Origin of the sequence: Bacillus sp. FSL K6-4563 (genome assembly GCF_038630405.1) — a bacterium.
Lineage (GTDB): Bacteria > Bacillota > Bacilli > Bacillales > Bacillaceae > Bacillus > Bacillus pumilus.
This window is the reverse complement of the sequence record NZ_CP152030.1, coordinates 621173-642606: the sequence shown is the minus strand read 5'-3', so window position 1 is coordinate 642606 and position 21434 is coordinate 621173. Positions and strand designations below refer to the sequence as shown.

Here is a 21434-nt window from a genome sequence, read left to right as displayed (position 1 = left end):
AGTTTTTATAAACGCACAGAAAAAATGAGAGGAGAAAACCTGCTCTCAGTGTGAATCACGCTTTTGAAGCGCCCAGACTCACATCCGAACGCTTCAATTTCATGTATTTTAGAAGGTTTTAATATTCACCTATTCTAACAACAGGAAGGTACGGGGTCAAGACTATCTCCTGTTTATTAAATTTTCCCATAACTTTGCCGATTGCCGCCAAAGCCCCGACGCATCCTCTCGACGATAGAGTGCCCGCTCATAGAGCTGCGTCAGCTCTGACATGTGATGATCTCCATTCTTGTCATCGATCAAAGAAGCAAATTCTCTTAGCGTCATGCCAGGTTTTTTCTCAATTCCCCTGCGCTTCAGCTGCTTTAATAGCGCAGCATACGCATAGAAGAATGCTTCCTCCTCTGGCAGACGTTTCACCTTTCTCACAATAAAGAATGGCAGCCATCTTGCTCTGAATCGATAAACCAGCCAGCTGATCAATCCTAGAAGGATCATAGCTCCTGCCGCAAAACCCAGGATTGAACCAACATGCACCATATTAGGCTTCGCTTGCGCTGTTTGTTTCTTTGGTTCTGCCGGCTGCTCTGTCTCCTGCTGTGGCTGTTCTGCCTGCTGATCTTCGCTTGCATCAGAGCTAGACTGGTCTTCTTTCTTTTGATCATCATCTGTCTGATCGCTAGAAACAGCTTCATTCGTAAATGTCTCTGGGTTCGTAAATCCTTTTGTCGGTTCGAAAGTCACCCAGCCTCTGTTTGGAAAATACACCTCTACCCATGAATGCGCATTGTTATTGGTTACTTCATACACATTGTTTCCATCCATCTGTGTTTCATATAATTGACCTGACGTGTACCCTTTCACCCATCTCGCCGGAATCCCGATCGAACGGAGCATCACAATCATAGAGGATGAAAAATTATCGCAGTAGCCGATCATCGTATCAAACAAAAATTGATCCACATAATCTTCATTACGACTAGGCACAGCGACATTTTGCGTTTCATATGAAAACTTCGCTGACCCTAAGTAATCCTCAATCGCTTTAGCCTTATCGTACATATTATCCTTCGTTTCCGTTAAGCTGTTTGCCAATGTTTTCACTCGCTCTGGCAATGAGGAAGGAAGCTGCAAGTATTCACGGCCGACCTCCTGATTGACCTGCTTCTTTGTCGGTACTTTGATTCTCTGCAAATCCTCGAGGATAAATGTAGGAGACAAGAAGGTGACTTGGTAGTTCCTTAAATTTTTCGGCGGATTTTGAATGGATGGGACAATTTTCTCCGTTTTACCCATCATTTGCAGTGGAATGTTTTCCATTGGCATCAGCATGATCGTCCCAATCGGATAGACGGCATGATTAAATCGATAGTTTGATTCCATATCGACTCTCGTTTCGTGCACCTCTGTTTTTACACGCTCGGTAAACCAACGATTCCGCACACTGTTCTCTTTTAGCCGCGTAGGCTTCGTATCATTTGAGGCATCCTCCCAGCCCTTTCCGGTGTAGATACTTTTTGTTTCGACACGAAAGTAGGAAGGCTCCTTTCCGCTCCATTTAAAGACCGGTGTGCGGTCCTCACTAAACGGTCCGCCAAGCGTCGAATCATCTGTACTATATCCCACCTTATTCTGTCCGGCAGAGCCATCTTGATTCGTCACCGCCTTAAAAAATGGGACAGGATCAGGCCATTTCGGATCAGACTTTGGTAAAGAAGCGCCAAGTGTCGCTGACAGAAGAACGAGCGCCAGCATGGGCAAAAACCACTTTAGGCGCGCCTTCTGCGTCACCCGAATGCCTTCAGCCGAACGCAGTCGATCGAAATACAGCAACCCAAGCAGACAAAAACCAAATACCATAATACGAACGATCGCAAAGGTTGCATCATATGGCGTAAACGTATCCAGAATCGTGACATACACAATCGTCATGAGTAAAAAGAAAAAGATACGCTGCTGATAGACCACCCAATAATGAAGCAAGTAGACAAGCAGCCATAGCAAAATATAAAACAATAATGTGCGGAAGGAGGGGTACATGTCACTCCACATGCCTGTGCTCATGAAGGTGATATTATCTTTAATATCACCTAATAATGCAGCCGGATAGCTTGGCTCTGCTTGATAAAAGATCAAATATAAGGCGAGCAAAATCAAGCCAGTACAAATAGGAAACGTCACATACCACTTCAAACGAAAAAATGTAAACAAACATGTAAGCCCTATAAAAATGATGAAATAAGACGTATGACTCGTCTCTGTAAAATCTTGAAGCGGTCGAAGCCACTCCCAAAGCAGCAGAAATGCTACAGCATAATAGATGAACAACTCAAAACGGCTTTGCCGCTGATGCGTATGCAGCATAAATGTTTGTCACCTCACAGTTCTTTCGTACAGCCGGTCTTCAAATAAAACGGTCGTGCGTATTCCAGATGCCCTAAGCCGGTCTACAAGCTGTTTTTCTTTTGTCGTGAATCGATCCACGGCTTTCTTCACTAAAAGAACAGTGATGTTCTTTCTGTTTCGATTTCCAAAGAGACTCGCAGCAAGCCCCTCCTGCAGCTGACCCGTGATGACATATTTTCCAGAATGCTGATACTCACTCGCTGCTAACGCCTTATACTCTTGTACGCGAGAAGGGTGAGGCTGCACTCTTGTTAAATAATAAAGCATGTCCTCTAAATGAAGTTCTCCTTGATCCACTCGAAAGGCATGCTGATCTCCTAGAGGTACAAGACCTGAAGGCAATCCTTTTTTCACTGCCGATTGTAGGACAGACGCTGCAATAGACACGACGGTCTCAAATACCGCTTCGTCGGTAAAATCAGCAAACACGACAAGATCCTTTGTTTGATTCTGTTCAAATTCCTTCGTCATCAGCTGCCCCCTTCTAGCCGTCGTCTTCCAGTCCACCCAAGCAAAACGATCTCCTTGCTGATATTCCCTTACGCCTGTTGTCACATGGGTCGGTTCATTTAACCACGAGTGAACCGCTTTGCCTCCATTTTCATTCAATGACTCAGCAGACTCCACCTGAAGATCGAGCATTTTCGGATAAACAAGCAGCTTTTTTTCTAACGGAATGATGACTTCTTTCTCCACAAAACCAAACATATCACCCGTTTTGATTCGAACTGCTGACAAATGATGTTCCCCGCGCATGACATCATTCAATTGATAGGAAAAACGCCACGTTTTCCGAAACCAAGGAAACAGCATTTGCTTCATCTCAATTTGTTCCTTTAAATGAAAGGTGTCTGGTGGATCATCCTCAATCAAGACGTAAACGTATGGAAATGGATTTGTCCGCTTGATTTCAAGGTCAACGGACAGTACGTCTCCCGCCTTCAAGCGGGTTTGTTGTAATGTCCTTTTGACTGTAGCGCGCAGCGGAACGAGCGCAAACAGCAAAGCATACAAAGTATATGGTAAAAATGCATAAAAAAGGAACCAGCTCACAAACCCTCCCTGAAACATGGCATAACAAAAGACTGTCGCAGTGAGGATGATGAGCATCATCACCCGTAACCATAATGAAAAAGCGAAACGATGACCTAATTTCATTGAGTCATCGACTTTTGAACTGGCACGCCAATTTGCTCAAGCATTTGTCTCAGCAGTGTCTCCGCCTTCTTCCCTTCATACGTCGCTTCTGAAGTCAAAATCATTCGATGCGGCAATGTATAAGACGCCAAATACTGTACATCATCAGGAATCACATAATCGCGCCGATTCAACAGTGCATACGCCTGAGCCGCTTTCATGAGGGCGATCGATCCCCTTGGACTCACACCTAGATAAACAGATGGATGCTGCCGCGTCGCTTGTGCAATTTCCACAATATATTCTTTAATGGATGCATCCACATGAATGGTCTGAACCGCTTGCTGCAACGCATGGATGTGATCCTTGGTCATGACTGCTTGGAGCGTATCAATCGGGGACTGCTTTTCCTGCAAGTTGAGCACCTCCAGCTCCTCCAGCATGGTCGGATACCCCATTTGCAGCTTGAATAAAAACCGGTCCATTTGTGCTTCTGGCAGCGGATAAGTCCCTTCATATTCCACAGGATTCTGCGTAGCCATGACGAAAAAAGGATCAGCAAGCAGCATTGTTTCTCCGTCCACTGTAACACTGCCTTCCTCCATCGCTTCGAGCAATGCAGACTGTGTTTTGGGAGAGGTCCGGTTGATCTCATCAGCCAAAATAATCTGCCCCATAATGGGTCCTTGCCTAAATTCAAATTCATTTGTCTTTTTATTATAAATCGACACACCTGTCACATCTGAAGGCAAAAGGTCAGGAGTGAATTGGATTCGCTTAAACTCACAGCCAATGGATTTTGCCAAAGCACGAACCATCATCGTCTTCCCAACGCCAGGCACATCCTCTAGTAGCACATGCCCCTTCGCCAAAATCGCAACAAGGCTTAATATCGCAATATCTTTCTTCCCAACCATGACTTTATTGATGTTATCTACGATTTTTTGTAAATCTGAATGCATCGGTTCATCAAATGCCATCCTGATCCTCCTATCACGTTTCCGTTAAATTTCATATAGTCTAACTTTACCATACAACGCGCAATAGCATAAAACATCAACACGTAGAAAAAAAGAAGCCTTCTCACGATGGATAAGACTTCTTCTCTTCTTTTGGCTCACCTGCTGGCTCCATATGAACATGAGAGTGTAAAATATCATGTTCCTTCTTCATTCTACGTTCGATCTCATCTGCAATATCATGGCTTTCTGCAATGTTCAAGTGCGGCTCGACCTCCACTACTACATCCACATGGACCGTACTTCCGAGATACCGTGCCTTAATATCTTTCAAATCGCCCACCCCAGGTGTTGCTTCAATGGTCTCTTTATATTTGGACATATCTTTTATATGAAAACCGTCCGTTAACGAATGAGAAGCATCTCTAAAAATCTCCCACGCCGTTTTACAAATAATGAGCCCAATCACAAACGCTGCAAGCGTATCAATCCATGCCAGTTGAAACTGAGAGGCGATAATCCCTACAAATGTTCCGATACTCACATACGCATCTGATTTATTATCAGCTGCTGCTGCATGAAGAGCTTGGCTATTGATCCGTTTGGACAGATTGCGGTTGTAAATATACACACCATACATCACCACAGCACTTCCTGCTGCCGTCCAAGCTGCGATCATATCAGGCGTTTGATGCTCAGATGAGAAGAGCGACTGGCCTGCACTCAGCAGAACCTGAAGTCCAACAAGCATCATAATAAAGGACGCCACAAGAGACGCAATATTCTCTGCTCTAAAATGACCGTATGGATGATCTTCATCAGGCGGCTTTTGAGAAATACGCAACCCAATCAACACTGCAAGGGATGCAATAATATCCGTCGTATTATTCAATCCATCTGCCGAAAGAGCCTCTGAATGAAACGTATACCCAATTAGAAGTTTCACCGCAGATAAGATCACATAGGCAATGATGCTGACCCAAGCACCTGTTTCACCTTGTCTTAATTCGTTATAGCGCTCCATGTCGAACCGCGCCTCCTCACACATCACTTTTCTATTATTTATCTTACAAAGCAAAGCCCGTGTGGGTCTACAGCAACATGATTCGCTTGTGTCAGCAAAATAGGATACATAGAAATGTGTTGACCTAAGTAAACTTATTTTTATAAGGTCAATTGACCTCAAGACCTACTCCCATCAACCTTTTTCCAATTCACTCTGTGATGATCATATTGGCAATATCACTCTTTCTGGTAAATTATCAGAATAATTTTATTTTGAGACACAACTTCTCCCCATCCGATCTTATGCTATTTTTAAGAATGAACAGCGGAAAAAGAGGGAACATAATCTCTCAAATCCTTTATACTTTTTAACATCATGTTAAGAGGTTTGAAATGTCAGTTTGATAACCTGTCCAATGCTGAATGACAATTCATTATGATAAAATTTAAAATATTCTAAAAACAAATTCTCTATGAAGAGAAATGTTTGGAGGTAAAGACATGTCCAACATGACAAACGGTCTTCAAAAAAATCTGAAAACAAGACATATTTCAATGATCTCCATTGCTGGGGTTATTGGCGCAGGGCTATTTGTTGGTAGCGGCGCTGTCATTCATTCTGCAGGACCTGGATCCATTCTTTCCTATTCTTTTGCCGGACTTCTCGTGATCTTTATTATGAGAATGCTTGGAGAAATGGCATGCGCCTATCCGACAAGCGGTTCCTTCTCACAGTATGCGAGCGATGCCATCGGTCCATGGGCCGGTTTTACAATTGGCTGGCTTTATTGGTTCTTCTGGGTGATTGTCATCGCCATCGAAGCCATTGCTGGTGCTGCCATTATTCAGTATTGGTATGGAGATGCACCTGTTTGGCTCACAAGTCTTATCCTCACTATCCTCTTAACATTAACAAATATCTTTTCTGTTAAATCTTTTGGCGAATTTGAATATTGGTTCTCATTAATAAAAGTCGTCAGCATCATTCTCTTTCTACTCATCGGTTTTGCATTTATCTTTGGTTTTGGTGGTCATCATACTGTAGGTCTTTCCAATTTAACGGGGAACGGGGGTTTCCTTCCAAATGGATTCAGCTCTGTTTTACTCGGAATTGTCGTCGTCATCTTTTCCTTCATGGGAACCGAGATTGTGGCAATAGCGGCCGGAGAATCAGCAGACCCGGTCAAGTCTGTGACAACAGCTACCCGCTCTGTTGTATGGCGTATCATCGTGTTTTATGTCGGTTCCATCGCTGTCGTTGTGACCTTGCTTCCGTGGAATTCAGCGAGTATTTTAACAAGCCCGTTCGTTGCGGTATTAGAATACATCGGCGTCCCATCAGCAGCTCAAGTCATGAACGTCATTGTTTTAACAGCTGTTCTATCTTGCTTAAACTCTGGGTTGTACACAACGTCCAGAATGCTTTATTCATTGGCAGAAAGAGGCGAAGCACCGAAACGCTTTATGAAAATCAGCAAACGTGGCGTTCCTGTAGCGGCTACAGTTGCAGGCACCTTCTTTTCCTATATCGCCGTCATGATGAACTACTTTTATCCTGAAACCATCTTTTTGTTCTTAGTCAATGCATCCGGCGCGATTGCCCTTCTTGTGTACTTGGTCATTGCTGTTTCACAATTAAGAATGCGCCGTAAAATCGAAAAAGACAATCCAGAACAGCTCAAAATCAAAATGTGGCTATTCCCATACCTCACGTATTTTACCATTTTGGTCATTTGCGCCATCTTGGCATCAATGCTGTTCATCGAATCAATGAGACCGCAGCTCATTTTGACGAGTATCATTACCTTCGGTGTACTTGCCGCTTATTTCATCTTTAAACCGAATAAAAAAGTACCTGCAAATGCAGCGCTTGAAAATAAACATCCGTAATGCTCCCGCTGAAAAGCGGGTTTTTTATTTTATTCACCTATTTTGATGTCCGCACTTATACTGTATCAAATTGGATTTTAAGTGAGGATTAGATAACATGAACCTAGAAAAATTTGTTGACGAGCTGCCAATTCCAGAAGTTGCGAAGCCCGTCAAAAAGAACCCAAAACAAACGTATTATGAAATCGCTATGGAGGAGGTATTTTTAAAAGTTCATAGAGATCTGCCCCCAACCAAGCTATGGACCTATAATGGCAGTTTGCCTGGTCCAACCATTCATGCGAATCGAAATGAAAAAGTCAAAGTGAAATGGATGAACAAATTGCCACTTAAGCATTTTCTACCGGTCGATCACACTATTCACGAAGGCCATCATGATGAACCAGAAGTTAAAACCGTCGTTCATTTACATGGTGGCGTCACACCAGCAAGCAGTGATGGCTATCCAGAGGCTTGGTTTTCACGAGACTTTGAAGCAACCGGCCCCTTCTTTGAACGGGAGGTGTACGAATACCCAAATCATCAGCAAGCCTGCACATTGTGGTATCACGATCATGCGATGGCATTGACACGATTAAATGTGTATGCCGGCTTAGCTGGATTTTATTTGATCTCAGATGCGTTTGAAAAGTCGCTAGAATTACCGAAGGGTGAGTATGATATTCCGCTAATGATCATGGACCGTACGTTTCAGGAGGATGGCGCACTGTTTTATCCAAGCAGGCCAAACAACACACCAGAAGACAGTGACATACCAGATCCGTCTATCGTGCCTTTCTTTTGCGGAGAAACCATTTTGGTCAATGGAAAAGTATGGCCGTATTTAGAAGTAGAGCCGCGAAAATATCGTTTTCGTATTTTAAATGCTTCCAATACAAGAACTTACGAGCTGCATCTAGACAACGATGCGACGATTTTGCAAATTGGATCTGATGGCGGCTTTTTACCAAGACCTGTTCACCATCAATCCTTTAGCATTGCTCCTGCTGAACGATTTGATGTCATCATCGATTTTTCAGCTTACGAAAACAAAACGATCACCCTTAAAAATAAAGCCGGCTGCGGACAGGAAGTAAATCCTGAAACAGATGCAAACATCATGCAATTTAAAGTCACTCGACCGCTAAAAGGGAGAGCACCTAAAACATTACGGCCTATTTTCAAACCGCTTCCACCACTTCGGCCTTGTCGAGCTGATAAAGAGCGTACGCTCACTCTTACCGGTACACAGGATAAATATGGCCGTCCTATTTTATTGCTAGATAACCAATTTTGGAATGACCCTGTCACGGAAAATCCTCGTCTTGGCAGTGTGGAGGTTTGGTCTATCGTCAATCCAACAAGGGTCACACATCCTATTCATTTACACCTTGTTCAATTCAGAGTGATAGACAGAAGACCATTTGATACAGAGGTCTATCAATCGACAGGTGACATTGTGTATACAGGACCAAACGAAGTACCTCCTTTACATGAACAAGGCTACAAGGACACCATTCAAGCGCATGCCGGTGAAGTCATTCGGATCATCGCTCGCTTTGTTCCATACAGCGGCAGGTATGTGTGGCATTGTCATATATTAGAGCACGAGGATTATGACATGATGCGGCCGATGGATATCATCCAGTAAAATGAAATCACCCTCCCGTCACATGCGCAAACACATGTATTGAGTAACATCATTGGGAAGGGCTAACAGACAGCGATATATTAGCCCTTTCCTTCCTTTTCATTGAATCATTCTAAAATAAAACAATGATGACTTGAAATGGCATTTATTTGTACATTCAACACTTAAAAAATTGACGCAGCAAACCGATAATACTACTATATACCCATTGCATCTATCAAAAGGCACATTTGCCACACTGAACGAACAAATGGAAAATTGCGATAAAAAACGGAGGAGTTCAATTTGAATGAAGAAAAAGAGACTTGCCAGATCACACAAGAAACAGCGGCAGGTAACATAGAGAAGCTTTCAATTCAGGAAAACGAGAGCATTCTGTCAAATATTGAACAGCTAACAATTGAACTCGGTGAACAAAAAGCATTCAACCACTTCATTTTAGATGAAAAACAAAAGGCCATCAGTACATTATCTGCCCTTATTACAAAAGGCGATTGTGATGAAGAATTAAAGACTCATTTTGAACAAGCATTACATATCGGACTTTCTGTCATAGAGATCATGGAGATTATTAAGCACTGTACAAAAGTTGCTGGATTCCCTCACTCCATTAATGCCCTGTTTATCTTTCAAAACTTATTAGACAATAACACCAAATAAATCAGTGAAAACGAGAAGCCATCTGTCCTCTCGTTTTTTTATGTCCACTCATATTACTCTCTTTCTTTTCCTCTGTCACATAAGCAAAATATGAAAATACCACACGTTTCCTACCTTAAGAACTGATTTTCCTTACATAAATTCCTTAATTTCTGCAACATGTTAAACCGCAAAATAAAAAAACGTTCAGTTATATAAAAATAACTGAACGTACCCTTTATCGATTAACAGTGAAATTGTTAACAATCCCGCCATCCTTCTCCCAAACGGCTTCTACTGTTTTCTTCTTGATATTGTATTCAAATATCGTTCTTACCTTTGCTTTTCGACCGGTGTCATCCTTTAATTCCTTTGCGTTTTTAGCAACACCTAAGAAATAAACAGAAGACCCATCAGTAGAAAATTGCGGCTGTGCGGCACTTAAAATATGCACATCCTTACTGTTCTTAACGAGTGTCACCTGTTTTCCTGTTTCTACATCAAGCATTTTAATAGAGGCTACTTCTTTTTCGTTTCGCACCTTCACTTCTGTATAAATCAATGTCTTATGATCTGGTGAAAATGAAATATCATTAATCGTTTGCGAGATACGTGCAATTCGCTTCCCCTTCGTGCCCGTTTGAAGGGTGATCTTCATGGTCGTTGGTTCAGGGTCTCTTCCCTTTTCATTCGCTTCATCGGTTTTCTTGTAATCTTCTTTTAAGGAATAATGCTGGATTGCGAGAAGGTTTGACGCCGGATCATAAGCAAAAGAACTTACCGTGTCATCCTTGCTTTTTTCTGGATACAATACCCTCACTTTGTGTGTGTTCACATCAAACATAGCAACATAAAATTGTTCCCCGGAATCCTTATTATATCTAAGAAATAACTGTTTCCCGTCTCCAGACAGCCTCATACTGTCGATGGAATCTTCACTCGTAAATAGCGTTTTTTCTTCATCCGTTTTTACATTCAGTTCTCGAATACTCACTTTTTGCGTGTCTTCATCCGTATACGTGTAATATAAAAGCTGTTTCGTAGAATCATAAGCAATCGAAGGATAGGCTGTCAGTTTCTCCGTATGAAGCGCCCGGTCATGCAAGTAATACGTATTGTTTAACTGTTGATCTGTAAATGAAACGAGTAATTCGTCTTTTGCATCCTGATTTGTTTTCACTTTTACCGCATGCTTCGGCTCTTGCCCCGGCTTCATCATAAAGAAAATGATGGCCGCAATCACTGCGACTCCGATGACCGTGATGATCCACCATGTTGATTTTTTCATTGCCTTTCAGACCCTCTCTACAAGAAAAGAAGCCAGAAAATGAACTTTTCCCGCTTCTTTGCATGCCTATGTATTAATAAGTGTAATGTCCTTTTACGACACCTTTACTTGTTTTAAACCCTAGTGCTTTGAATGCTTTTGGGCTGACGTCTAATACAGCGTTTGGCATTCTACCTACATCATATTTATATACTGTAATCACTTTATGTGGTTTCGCTTTTGTTGTCACTCTTAGTTTTGTACCTTTTTTCGGTACGTCAAATCCCATTTTAGTTGCTGCATCCCAATGACCGAGTTTTTTTCCATCTGCGCCTTTTTTACCGACACCATTATACCAAGTAATATTGCCGCTTACTTTTTTTGCACTTGCTCCATGTGAGAAACTAAACGCCAAAAATAAACTAGCTACTGTTACGATTGTCGCGATAAGCTTTTTATTCATTAAAAAATCCTCCGTATTTGGTTTCTGCACTTATTATACATGAAGATGCCCCCAGTTATTTTACAGTCACATTACAATTCGAATACAAATTGACCACTTCATGACCGATTTTGTTCATAAAAAATACCAAAATCAGCCAGAGCAATGTAAGCAACTCCTCTCTTTCATTTTATATAATTAAAATGAATCAAATATAAGGAGGAATTTTTATGAAAAAGTGGTTCATCGTTTTGAGTGTGAGTTTAGCGTTGGTTTTGATGCTTTCAAGTCTACCTGCCTCAGCAGCTAGTCCTCGTCACGGTGCGATTGTGACACAAACGGATGAGGCCAAATGGTCAGGCATCTCCGCTGATATTGTGCTTCCGAAAACAGCGACGATTAAAAATGGCTATGCGGACTGGTACCTCGGTCTCGGCTCTGCCGTTATAGAGAGCGGTATTTCAAAAACGTCTTCTGGCTATAAAGTCTTTCTAGGCAGCGGCTCACAAGGTGGCAGTCAATATTGGAACAGCGAATATGATAAGAGCATTAAGGATGGTGCACGTGTCAATTTAAAGCTCATCAACAATGGTGATGGCACAGTCTCACTATACGTCAATGGGAAATTGCGCTATAAACAGCCTGTTTACAAACCTAGCCGTCTGAAAAACCTCGATGTCGTCAAAATGGTACACGGTGTTCAGGATAATGGGGCAAACAGCTACACACAAGCAAGCTTCTCGAATGTACAGCTTCGTGCAGATACATCAGGAAGCGTCTATAAAAAATGGGATGGGTCCATCAAATCATCGCTTTTACGTAAAAATTTAGAATCAGGTGCTGCAGCTCCTAAATTCACCGTCATTTCTTCTGTTCCATTAAGTACAAGCCTTTCCGCACAATAAGAAAAAAGCGCCCTTTTTGGGTGCTTTTTATTGTTCACAGCTTATCAACACTTCTCTTTTAATCAAAACAAGGATTCGTGGTAACATAAACATACATACTTCGAAGAAAAAAGGAGAACGAACGTGAAAAAAAGTCTACTTGTTTTCATGAGCCTAGTTGCAAGTCTCTTCATGCTAGCAGCTTGCTCAAATACGACAAACGAACAAAAAACAGAAACGAAGGCACTTCCAACGATCAATGAACGCATTCAAAAAGAAACGAAAGAAGTCATGGAGCAGTCTAAACTTATAAAAGACACGGACATCACCGTTGATCAAAAGAAAAAAATCATTTCTTTAAACGTAACAGCTTCTTCTGATACCAATAGTGATTACGCTGAAGTCATCGGTTTAAACTTTGCCAAGACACTGGCCATTGGGGCATCAACTGAAAAAGAAAACAACTTGCACAAACCGGAAAATGACAGCCTCGGCGCCCTTTATTCCTTTTACGACCTAAACATCACCGTAAAACAAGAAAACGGCAAAGTGCTGGCAAAGGGAAAGAAAAAGACAAATGAAACAAAAATCACATGGGAAAGAGCCCAATAACTGGACGAGATAATCCTTTATGGATTTTCTTGTTTTTTAACAAAACTATTAACATTATGAAAGAAATGCCGATTAGTAAGATTGTGCTAGTTCTTTAGTACCGATAATTATTATTTACATATCGAAGGAAAGTATTATGAAAAGAACGACGGAATTTGTATTTTTGGATTTTTCAGCGCAATGTTCGCTCTTGCTTTCGGGGGAATCGATGCGGCATTTAGCGATTCAGACACCAGTGAAATTACAGGATTAGGCTGGGCAGCAATGCTTTTCTCTATTCTTGCCATTGTCGCATCTGTCATCGTAAAGAAAAAAGCAAAGCTTGGTGGAATTTTATTATTAGTATCTGCTGTTGGTGGAATCATTTCTATTTCTATGTTCTTTATCCTTCCAGCTGTATTAATCATTATCGCAGGCTGTATGGGCGTGTTTAGAAAAGACCCTGTGGTCAATAACACAGCTGCATCAGAATAACGAGGGAAGCTTGTAGAGATCGCTCTACAAGCCTTTTTTCTCTACTCTTTTTAATTCAAATTGAATGGCATCAACTAGCTCTATTATCTCTTGATCTATCCAAAGATCTAGGATAAATAACATATCGTTCATCAGCTGTAACAGACCCTCATGGCTCATCAACTTTTCTTTATAAAATGGAACAACAAAAAAATAAAGTAGGTCAACCAATTCAAGAACGACACGAACATCTTTTTCTTCCATGATGGCTTTATGCAAAGATTGAATAAGCCACTTGAGGTCACCAAGATTTTCAATAGGTACATACATCAGTTGATGAATTTCATTGGTGTCCTTTATCTTTAAAATCTTCTCAGCAGATTCCTTCGAAAGAGCACCAATTGTATTTGAAGATATATTCAGAAACAAGAATTCATGTTGATCTTCTCTATTTACCGTCTTGATTGATGAACCATCCATCCCAATCACTCCCAATCTCTTATAGTAATTCTATTATAAGGAAATTCAATCTTGTTTTAAGTCATCAGAAGTGGATTTTATGTAATTTTAAGCTAACTGGTTCATAAAAAAAAGAGACTATTCAGCTCTCAAAACAATTATTTTCTATTATTATCATTTTTTGTTGATTTATCGGAGGTTTCATTTGTTGTAAGATTAATAAAAAATGACACTGATGAAAATACAGTGTTAACTAGTCAGGGAATATTTGGATATAAGAATAGGTAATCAGTAAAGAGTCAAAAAAGAAAACAGAGAATTAATTCTGTTCAGATTGTAGAGAAACTCATGTTTTTCTACAATCTTTTTTATTTTCAACGTAATGATGATGGATGGAATTGAATGAAAAAGGCCTCCCACACACCTAGCCTAGCTTCGCTAGGTGTAGGGCAATCTTCTTCATGTTCTGGCACGCAGCTGTGAGAAGAACTTGCTCACTCACATTCTGTTTTCCTCTCAACCGGCAATAGCGAAGCCCGTGCAGTTGTTTTGAATCTGCAAAGCTTCGCTCTATTTTTTCTTTTCTCTTTTTATATAGCTTTTTTCCAGAGACAGACAGACGATTTTGTCTAATCTTTTCTTTGTGTTCCTCCCATACATGTCTTGAGATCACTTTTTGATGATTTTTCGATCTTGTACAGCTTTCAAGGAAAGGACACGAGATGCATTTTTTAGGGTCTGATTTGTAGTACCTATAACCTTTTCGATCAGTTGTCGTATATAATAGCTTCTCACCATTTGGACATATGTAATGATCATATTCAGAATCATACTGGAATTTCCACTTCTCAAATAATCCTCTTGTTGGATGAAAGCGTCTATGTGCGATGACACCAAAAATACGGCGATCGGATAAAGCTTTACAGATTGGCGTTGTCAAATAACCAGAATCAAGGGCAACCGCTTCTACTTGAAAACCAAATCGGGCGATTTGGTGATCCAATCGATCAAGGTACGGAACGGAATCATGGACATTGCCGGGTGTGACATGTGCATCCGTGATGATATTGTACTTCATATCCGTTGTACGGTGGTCTAGAAAAAGCCTTCCGGTTTGTTTTCACGATAAAGATAGCCACTTTCAGGATCAGTCGTACTTTGGCGAATGTCTTTTTTCGTTTTCACCTCCTCTTTTACCTATAAGGGCTTTTTTCCGTGTGCCACCCGATCTTCTTGGACCGCTTCTTCTAATTCATTTATATAGTTCTGGGTATCTTGTTCAATCGTTTTTCTCGTATATTTATGTTTATTGGCATTGGCTTTAAGATGAGTTGAATCAGTAAAAAGAACGCGGCCTCCTACCATGTCATGATTGATGGCTTGGAGCACAATTTCATCGAAAATATCTTGAAAAATCGTTGTATCTTTAAACCGAGTACGACGATTCCAACTAATGGTGGAGTGATGAGGAACGGGATCATTGATGTTCAAACCTAGAAACCATCTATACGCCATGTTATAGTAAATTTCTTTTTCAAGTTGTCTTTCAGAACGGATACCGTACAGGTATCCAATAAACATCATTTTGAACAAAATAAGTGGATCAAGAGAAGGACGACCTTTATTCTCACTATAATATGGTTTGACTTTGTCTATGATAAATGAAAAATCAATGTATTGATCAATTTTACGAAGCAGGTGATCCTCTTCGACCAGTTGATCTAGTAATACAAATTCGGCTTCGTGCTGAGAAGAATTTCTAGTGTGGAACATGAGAAAAAACACCTTCCTTTAGTGGGCTTTTCTCTATTATAAAATGAAGAGATGGAAACTTTAAGGAAAAAAATAAAGCTGTCGAGATTTTCTCGACAGCCTGCAGAGAATTAATTCTGTTTTCTTTTTTTGAGTATCTACTTAAGTTTTAAAAATGCGAAGATAAGGATATAGCTATAATTTTTTGACTATAAACTATATATTTTTGTTTAGCATTCTATTTTAATTATCCTTATAAAAAGATATTAAAATCTTGATAATATTTTTTAATACAGTCAGTTACAAAAGTATCCCTCAAGTAGTAAGGAAAACCCCTAATTCAGTTATGCGAATGAAGGAAGATTTGTTCTTAATTATGCAAGCTCCCCTGTAATCTAGGATGAGGCCGGAAGCAACCGATAGGAATTTGGAGCAAGCTTGTTTTACCTTTTTCATTCATTTTATATAGGTCATCATATGAAGTTACATCAAATCCTAGAAGTGGATGCCCACCCATATTTAATGCCGAAGCTGCCAAAAGCAAGTGTTGGGATAGGATTCCTGCTTCCATCTGTTGAATTCGGTATCCCCTACATCCATATGCACTTTGGTAATGATCCTTACGACCAACCACATTGAAGGAAAGTGGAATTTGAGACATATTCACCAATTCAGTAAACAGTCCATATTGTAAGCGACTGCGGAAATCTCCGTATTGAATTGTTTTTAGAGCATGAATAGAACTGTCATAGCAAAAAGCCCCATTAGTTATACCTTCAACGTTATAAAAGCAACTATATAGTGAAATGCGGAAAGGAGGTTTCTGAAATGATTCATCTAAATCATTTCGATAAGAAAATGTTGTGACTATTTCCGAGAAAAGAATTGACAATTTATTCTGGTTTATTTGCTCCAGCATAAAATCCATTCCGGGTGAATATCTATTTCGACAGGCGGAAGAGAAATCATAGGACAACTTATTTACACGGGGTAGAAAAATAAGCGAGCTACTTGACCCTTCATTCGTTTCTTTTTCAATTTGCTGAAGAGATGGAAATGAGTCAATCATGCAAGCTTCGTTCATCTTAATAAGCAAAGGATATTCTTTATTTTTCTGAGAACGTATGCAATGACGTTGTTCAAGTGATATTAGTTCGGTGCATAATTGAGTAGCAGAGGAGGGCTCTTCTACATCATTATTATTAAACCAGTTCATCAATGGATCGATTGAAAGAGGAATAACAGCATAAACACTTTCATTCAGCTCCGAGATTCCTAAAAGGTGATTGATGGCTCGATCAATGAATTGGTAATAAACTCCTGTTTCGAAACCGAATCGTTTTCCTACTTCTAGAAGCTGACCGATAACAAATCCGGTGTCAAGCCCTTGCAACCGATAAGAAAAGTTATGATATTTGAAAAAATTTTTCCAAAAAATCGTTGAAATGAAAACAGTACCAAAAGAAGAGGAAATATCACAACGATTGCCTAGAGCCCGCCATAAGTAGGTATCGAAATTTCCTTCCCTCAGGAATACTAAACGATGGTGTGCTACGTCATAGTGATATATTCCTTGAGGTATATCCTCTATTTTTAAATAAATATATAGTTCATTCGGATACAAGGCACCGCCGGAAGGAATAAAGCGTCGAAACGTTGGCGGTACTTCCGTTTGTTCAGTAAAATGTAGGGTTTGGCTAAATTGTGTCAACCCAAAAGTATACCAAAGAAAATGTCCAATTTCTTGAAGAGTTGGTTTTGAAGAACTCTTCTTTTGTTTAAGATTAAGTGGAATATCGGAAGGTAATTGAAACGTTGGTAAACCCCGATAAAGTTTATATGGAAGCGGGGCATCTTCCCAATTCACCACCCAGTCCTGCGGCATTATTTTATCATTTTCATAATGAAGATTGTGCAAAAAATCGTCTAGATTCATTTCTTTTCCCCCTTGAAATCGCTTATGGAAACGGGTGTGGATATTGGTTTAGCTGACTGAACTTTAACGGCTTTTTCGAATATCCAAGTTCCACTGGTACGTTCATTAGCCTATCTAGCCCTGTAAGACGGGTAAGGTGGTACCCAAATGTCATGGGTAGCATCCCAGGTATCAGTACTTTTACACAATATAAAGAATTTCGTTTTAGTTCAGGAGTAGTTTGATCAACAACAATTACATCAAGCTTCAATTGCTTAAAAACGTCTAGTATATCTTTTAAATCATCCAATAAATCAGCATGTTTACAAATTGGACTAAACTCCTGTTCAAAGCTTTGCAAAGGACGCTGATTATCGAGTAGGAATGATAAGCGTTCCTCGGCTTCGGTTAAACCGTACAGCATGGAATGGTCCTCCATATGAAAAACGAGATATGGATTATTATACATCTGCAAATATTTCTCCCTATTCTTTTCAATTTTATCGTCCATTGTTAGAAGCATGCCTGACAGCTCATGAACTGCTCCTTTCGCAGCTTTTAGAGAGTCAATGTGGGCTCCAGCTGCACATAAAAGATTCAAGCCCTTATGTTTCGTATTTTTGGCAATAGCCCAAATACTTGGAATGCGATTCTCAGTAGTAGAGTTAAATAAATGAACGTCAAATCCAGCTACTGTTTGTATACGCTGTATCATCAACTTTAACTCTCGGCTATTTGTAGAATAAGGATCAAGACGGGGAATGGGAAGCTTGCCGTACCAGGTCATAAGAAACGAATCTCGCTCTACGATTTCAAAAATGCCATAAAGAATCGCCTCTTCTAAACTTCCGCCTAGCGCACAGCCATTAGAATTTTCATAAACAAAGTCTTCGCTACCTCCCAAGCCGTAATAGGCAAGGGTCTCTGGAACTAAAATCGGCCGATTTTGTGTTAAAGAATAGCCCCAAACCCAATTAATTGGAAGGTTGGGATCAAATGGTCTAAAAGGAAACCCAGGTGTAGCATATTGTTTCTGTGAATGGAGTCCGATGGTATAAGGGTTAAGAGCCTGTTTTTTTAACTTATAATATGGCTCATGAACAATGGTTCTTTTTCCTCGTGGTGCGAAGCCACAGTATCTCTCCAATCCTTCTAAAATGGCTGCCGTCTCACTTGCTACATAGGAATGGGTACGTCCAGCGGTTAACTCATTACCTGACAGTAAAGGAAGGTTTACAATGGTGTCAGCAAAAGGGGAAATGAGGTCATACCTTTTGCAATTCAAAAAACCAGTCCTGAAATCTAAATAATCTTTCGCTAGAACCTTCTCAAGATCCTCTATTGGACGACAACGATAACTTTCAATATTTTTCTTCGGGCATGATTTAAGCGTGATTCGTGCGTTAGTAGCAGTATCATTGGGTAAATTACCACAAACAGGGCAAGACGGGTCAGGCAAAAATAAATGACTGGACATCATTAATGTATTCAAATTGAGAAGAAGTATTTTTTCATATGTTTTGGCCCCTTCACCCTTTAGAAACCTATGAACTTCTTCCTGGATTAAATAAGAAGTTTGTAATAGTCCAAGAGTCGTTGCCCAGGGGTCTCTGGAGAAATCAGTTTGACTCATCTTATATTTTTTTATTTGGAACATTTCTTTTCGATCAGGACCGGTCATAAAACGGCGCATATCCGCACATTGAGAACAGGCCTGTTTGTTAGGAAGAACAAGCGGTCCAATGACTGCCTCACCAAATGAAGCAAACCCTCGAAGCCAAGGGGTTTCGCAGGATCGGTACATCTCATCCGCTTTAATATGTTCATATGGAAGCCAGGAATCATGTAGTACTAATGCCAAGTCTTCTTGATTGGGAACGACTTCTTCTAAGTGTGACCAACGTGTGATTTGATAATTTACAGTCAATTGTTCGCTTACAAGATCAGCTAAAATTCCTTTTCCAATAATAGTAATGGAAGAGCTCATTTAAGTTCCTCCTCTCTTACCGAAATCCCATAAATCCCAGCCGTTCTCTCTTTAAAAATTGGCTCTAGATTGAGATCAAAGATGTGTACTCGCTTTTTGTTCTGCCTTAATAGTTGTAAAGATGAAAGAAATATTTCCTTTTGTGGTCGCTCTTCTAAAGAAGGAACCGGAAAACTCATCGATGAATTTTTCCGCAAATTAACGGCGGAAACCACAATGCCATAAGGGGTACGGAAGCTTTCTTTATTTTGTGCATCCATAATAGCAATTTGTAATGCTCTGCTTATGGCCATTGTCAAATCCAATCCACAGCTTCCATACCAATAACCATTTGAACCAACCCAAACTACAGGGAAACCAAACACGTCATTGCCCAAATGAATTTCTGGGTCAGCCCTCAATGTTGTCAGCGTCCGCAGAAGAAATCGGCAACGTTTATCTTCTATTGAGCCCAATTCTAATATGAATGCAGGGACCATTTGGATATCTACCTGTTTTACAAACTCCTCACTCAACCAATTTTGCAGAGCTCTGCATAAACTCTCCGCAGCAGTTTCACCTGTTCCTATACCACATGATTCAAAATGTCTTAAATGTTTATTCAAGATAGAATCGTCGTTCACAAAACCTCTAATATAAGATTCAATTCCATACAGTCCTGCCTCGCGACGAGCTTCTTCATGTGTGAGCCCTGAACAGACAAACTGGGGGGATAGTTGGGCAGGACCTTCCGAAAGAGGATCAACTGCTTGAACTTTGCATTGTGATAACGGGAGCTGTATTAAGTCTGCTTCCTCCCAAAGATGAAAAACACCAGATTCTTTTGAGGTCAGCTCGTTAAACAAGGAATGTAAGTCCCGTTGTTTGATTTGATTTTTCTCTATTAATGGAAGGGGATCTTTAATATGTTCAGTATAAGCACTACCAGTCACAAGGGGGTGGGGGAGGAATGTGTGCCAGTTTCCCTCAAGAGTTTCTAAATTAAGGAGGTAAAATTGTTTTTCTTTTTTGTTCATTACCCCAGTGATTTTTTTGAAAAGTTCAAAAACCATTACATTTGCTAATAGAGCCCCTGCTGTTGGTGAGAAGGAATTAGATAGATTATTCTCTTCACACGGTCGTTGGTGTAACCTACGATACACAGACTCCCAGCATCCTTCTGATTCCGGATGAACAAGTGGGCCAGCAAAGGCTACTCCTTGTGAAATAGTAATCGGAAGAAAATCCTTCTTTTCCTCCTTGCAAATAGCTTGAATCAAACGAAGCTGGGCTAAATCATCATCCAGTGATCCATATAAAATCGAATTAAATGGCTTCAAACTTAACCTCCATGAATTATTGTCAGGCTTTAAGAAGTTAATCTCAGTATCTGGCTCTGATTTGCGGGCCTCTGATATAGTTTCCTCAATCCGACGCAGATCAGTCTGAGGGAAGTTAGTAATGATTATGCTGAAGTTAGTAAGCCCCGATCTAATCAATGATATAACGAGAGAGAGGAGAAGCGGACCTGAACCAATCACTAATACTTTCGCCTGACGGTAAGTTTGGAACCGATAACCTCCTGAATCACTGATATTGTCTAAAAATTCTATTTCAGAAGCGTATTTATTAAGAATTGTGTCAGAAAGCTGATGGGTGAGGTCGTGGCTTACATCACGCACAAAACCATTTTTATACAAAACTTGTGCTATTTCATACACTCGATTCTTGTAAGCATCCGGTAAACTGTTAGTTAAATATTCAAGTGTATTGGTTCCATCAAAAACAGGAATTAATTTTTCAATCCATTGGTGAATTGTTTCGCCTTCCATTCGGAATGACGTTAAGTTATTACGGAAATACACACCTTTATTTGAATCGGGGAGAAAAAAAGTATCTCTATTTACTTTTAAGCGCATTGAAGGATTTATTTTTTTCATGATACTCCTCCTTTTCACCAGTTTCATTAAACTTTCTTTCATCGTTTAATATTATGGATCACTTTTGTCCTTTATGTT

The 21434-nt window shown here is 40.3% G+C and carries 15 protein-coding genes and 2 pseudogenes; 6 read left to right on the top strand and 11 right to left on the bottom strand.

The window, feature by feature from the left end:
• Positions 1–162: 162 nt before the first annotated feature.
• The 4 genes from MHH54_RS03200 to MHH54_RS03185 all read right to left on the bottom strand — a co-directional run bounded on the left by MHH54_RS03200 (position 163) and on the right by MHH54_RS03185 (position 5526).
• Complete coding sequence (locus tag MHH54_RS03200) at positions 163–2364, bottom strand: transglutaminaseTgpA domain-containing protein (RefSeq protein WP_342500667.1); 2202 nt, start codon at positions 2362–2364, stop codon at positions 163–165.
• A gap of 9 nt (positions 2365–2373) precedes the next feature.
• A complete protein-coding gene (locus MHH54_RS03195) occupies positions 2374–3459 on the bottom strand; it encodes a DUF58 domain-containing protein (protein ID WP_342500666.1) in 1086 nt (361 codons plus the stop codon).
• A gap of 101 nt (positions 3460–3560) precedes the next feature.
• Positions 3561–4523, bottom strand: a complete 963-nt coding sequence (locus tag MHH54_RS03190) for a MoxR family ATPase (RefSeq protein WP_003214081.1) — start codon at positions 4521–4523, stop codon at positions 3561–3563.
• 103 nt (positions 4524–4626) lie between these two features.
• A complete protein-coding gene (locus MHH54_RS03185; RefSeq protein ID WP_111912096.1) occupies positions 4627–5526 on the bottom strand; it encodes a cation diffusion facilitator family transporter in 900 nt (299 codons plus the stop codon).
• A 482-nt stretch (positions 5527–6008) separates the two neighbouring features.
• On the opposite strand from MHH54_RS03185, the gene gabP reads away from it, so the two are divergent.
• The 3 genes from gabP to MHH54_RS03170 all read left to right on the top strand — a co-directional run bounded on the left by gabP (position 6009) and on the right by MHH54_RS03170 (position 9687).
• Positions 6009–7397: a GABA permease gene (gene gabP, locus MHH54_RS03180; RefSeq protein ID WP_342500665.1), complete on the top strand. Its 1389-nt coding sequence runs from the start codon at positions 6009–6011 to the stop codon at positions 7395–7397.
• Positions 7398–7494: 97 nt separating this feature from the next.
• Complete coding sequence (locus tag MHH54_RS03175) at positions 7495–9027, top strand: multicopper oxidase family protein (protein ID WP_342500664.1); 1533 nt, start codon at positions 7495–7497, stop codon at positions 9025–9027.
• 285 nt (positions 9028–9312) lie between these two features.
• Positions 9313–9687, top strand: coding sequence for a carboxymuconolactone decarboxylase family protein (locus MHH54_RS03170; RefSeq protein ID WP_342500663.1), 375 nt, complete (start codon positions 9313–9315; stop codon positions 9685–9687).
• Positions 9688–9904: 217 nt separating this feature from the next.
• Here MHH54_RS03170 and MHH54_RS03165 read toward each other — a convergent pair whose 3' ends face one another.
• On the bottom strand, positions 9905–10954 hold the full coding sequence (locus MHH54_RS03165; protein ID WP_003214431.1) for a hypothetical protein: 1050 nt from the start codon (positions 10952–10954) through the stop codon (positions 9905–9907).
• Between the two features lie 73 nt (positions 10955–11027).
• A complete protein-coding gene (locus MHH54_RS03160; RefSeq protein ID WP_044141453.1) occupies positions 11028–11396 on the bottom strand; it encodes a septal ring lytic transglycosylase RlpA family protein in 369 nt (122 codons plus the stop codon).
• Positions 11397–11605: 209 nt separating this feature from the next.
• Between MHH54_RS03160 and MHH54_RS03155 the strand changes: the two genes are divergently transcribed.
• From MHH54_RS03155 to MHH54_RS03145, 3 genes and pseudogenes are all read left to right on the top strand, one after another.
• On the top strand, positions 11606–12280 hold the full coding sequence (locus tag MHH54_RS03155; protein WP_339206736.1) for a hypothetical protein: 675 nt from the start codon (positions 11606–11608) through the stop codon (positions 12278–12280).
• 123 nt (positions 12281–12403) lie between these two features.
• On the top strand, positions 12404–12871 hold the full coding sequence (locus tag MHH54_RS03150; RefSeq protein ID WP_003214158.1) for a hypothetical protein: 468 nt from the start codon (positions 12404–12406) through the stop codon (positions 12869–12871).
• Between the two features lie 136 nt (positions 12872–13007).
• Positions 13008–13345: pseudogene (locus tag MHH54_RS03145) on the top strand (DUF4064 domain-containing protein).
• Positions 13346–13369: 24 nt separating this feature from the next.
• Here the strand turns inward: MHH54_RS03145 and MHH54_RS03140 are convergent.
• From MHH54_RS03140 to MHH54_RS03120, 5 genes and pseudogenes are all read right to left on the bottom strand, one after another.
• Positions 13370–13804 (bottom strand): hypothetical protein, encoded by a 435-nt coding sequence (locus tag MHH54_RS03140; RefSeq protein WP_342500662.1) that lies wholly within the window; start codon positions 13802–13804, stop codon positions 13370–13372.
• A 403-nt stretch (positions 13805–14207) separates the two neighbouring features.
• Positions 14208–15556: pseudogene (locus MHH54_RS03135) on the bottom strand (IS1182 family transposase).
• A gap of 349 nt (positions 15557–15905) precedes the next feature.
• The gene (locus tag MHH54_RS03130) at positions 15906–17471 is read right to left on the bottom strand and encodes a SagB family peptide dehydrogenase (protein ID WP_003214318.1); all 1566 of its coding nucleotides are present in this window, start codon (positions 17469–17471) and stop codon (positions 15906–15908) included.
• 22 nt (positions 17472–17493) lie between these two features.
• Positions 17494–19437: a TOMM precursor leader peptide-binding protein gene (locus MHH54_RS03125; protein WP_095117755.1), complete on the bottom strand. Its 1944-nt coding sequence runs from the start codon at positions 19435–19437 to the stop codon at positions 17494–17496.
• Positions 19434–21356 (bottom strand): putative thiazole-containing bacteriocin maturation protein, encoded by a 1923-nt coding sequence (locus MHH54_RS03120; RefSeq protein WP_342500661.1) that lies wholly within the window; start codon positions 21354–21356, stop codon positions 19434–19436. Before MHH54_RS03120 ends, MHH54_RS03125 begins: the two co-directional genes overlap by 4 nt.
• Positions 21357–21434: the final 78 nt, after the last annotated feature.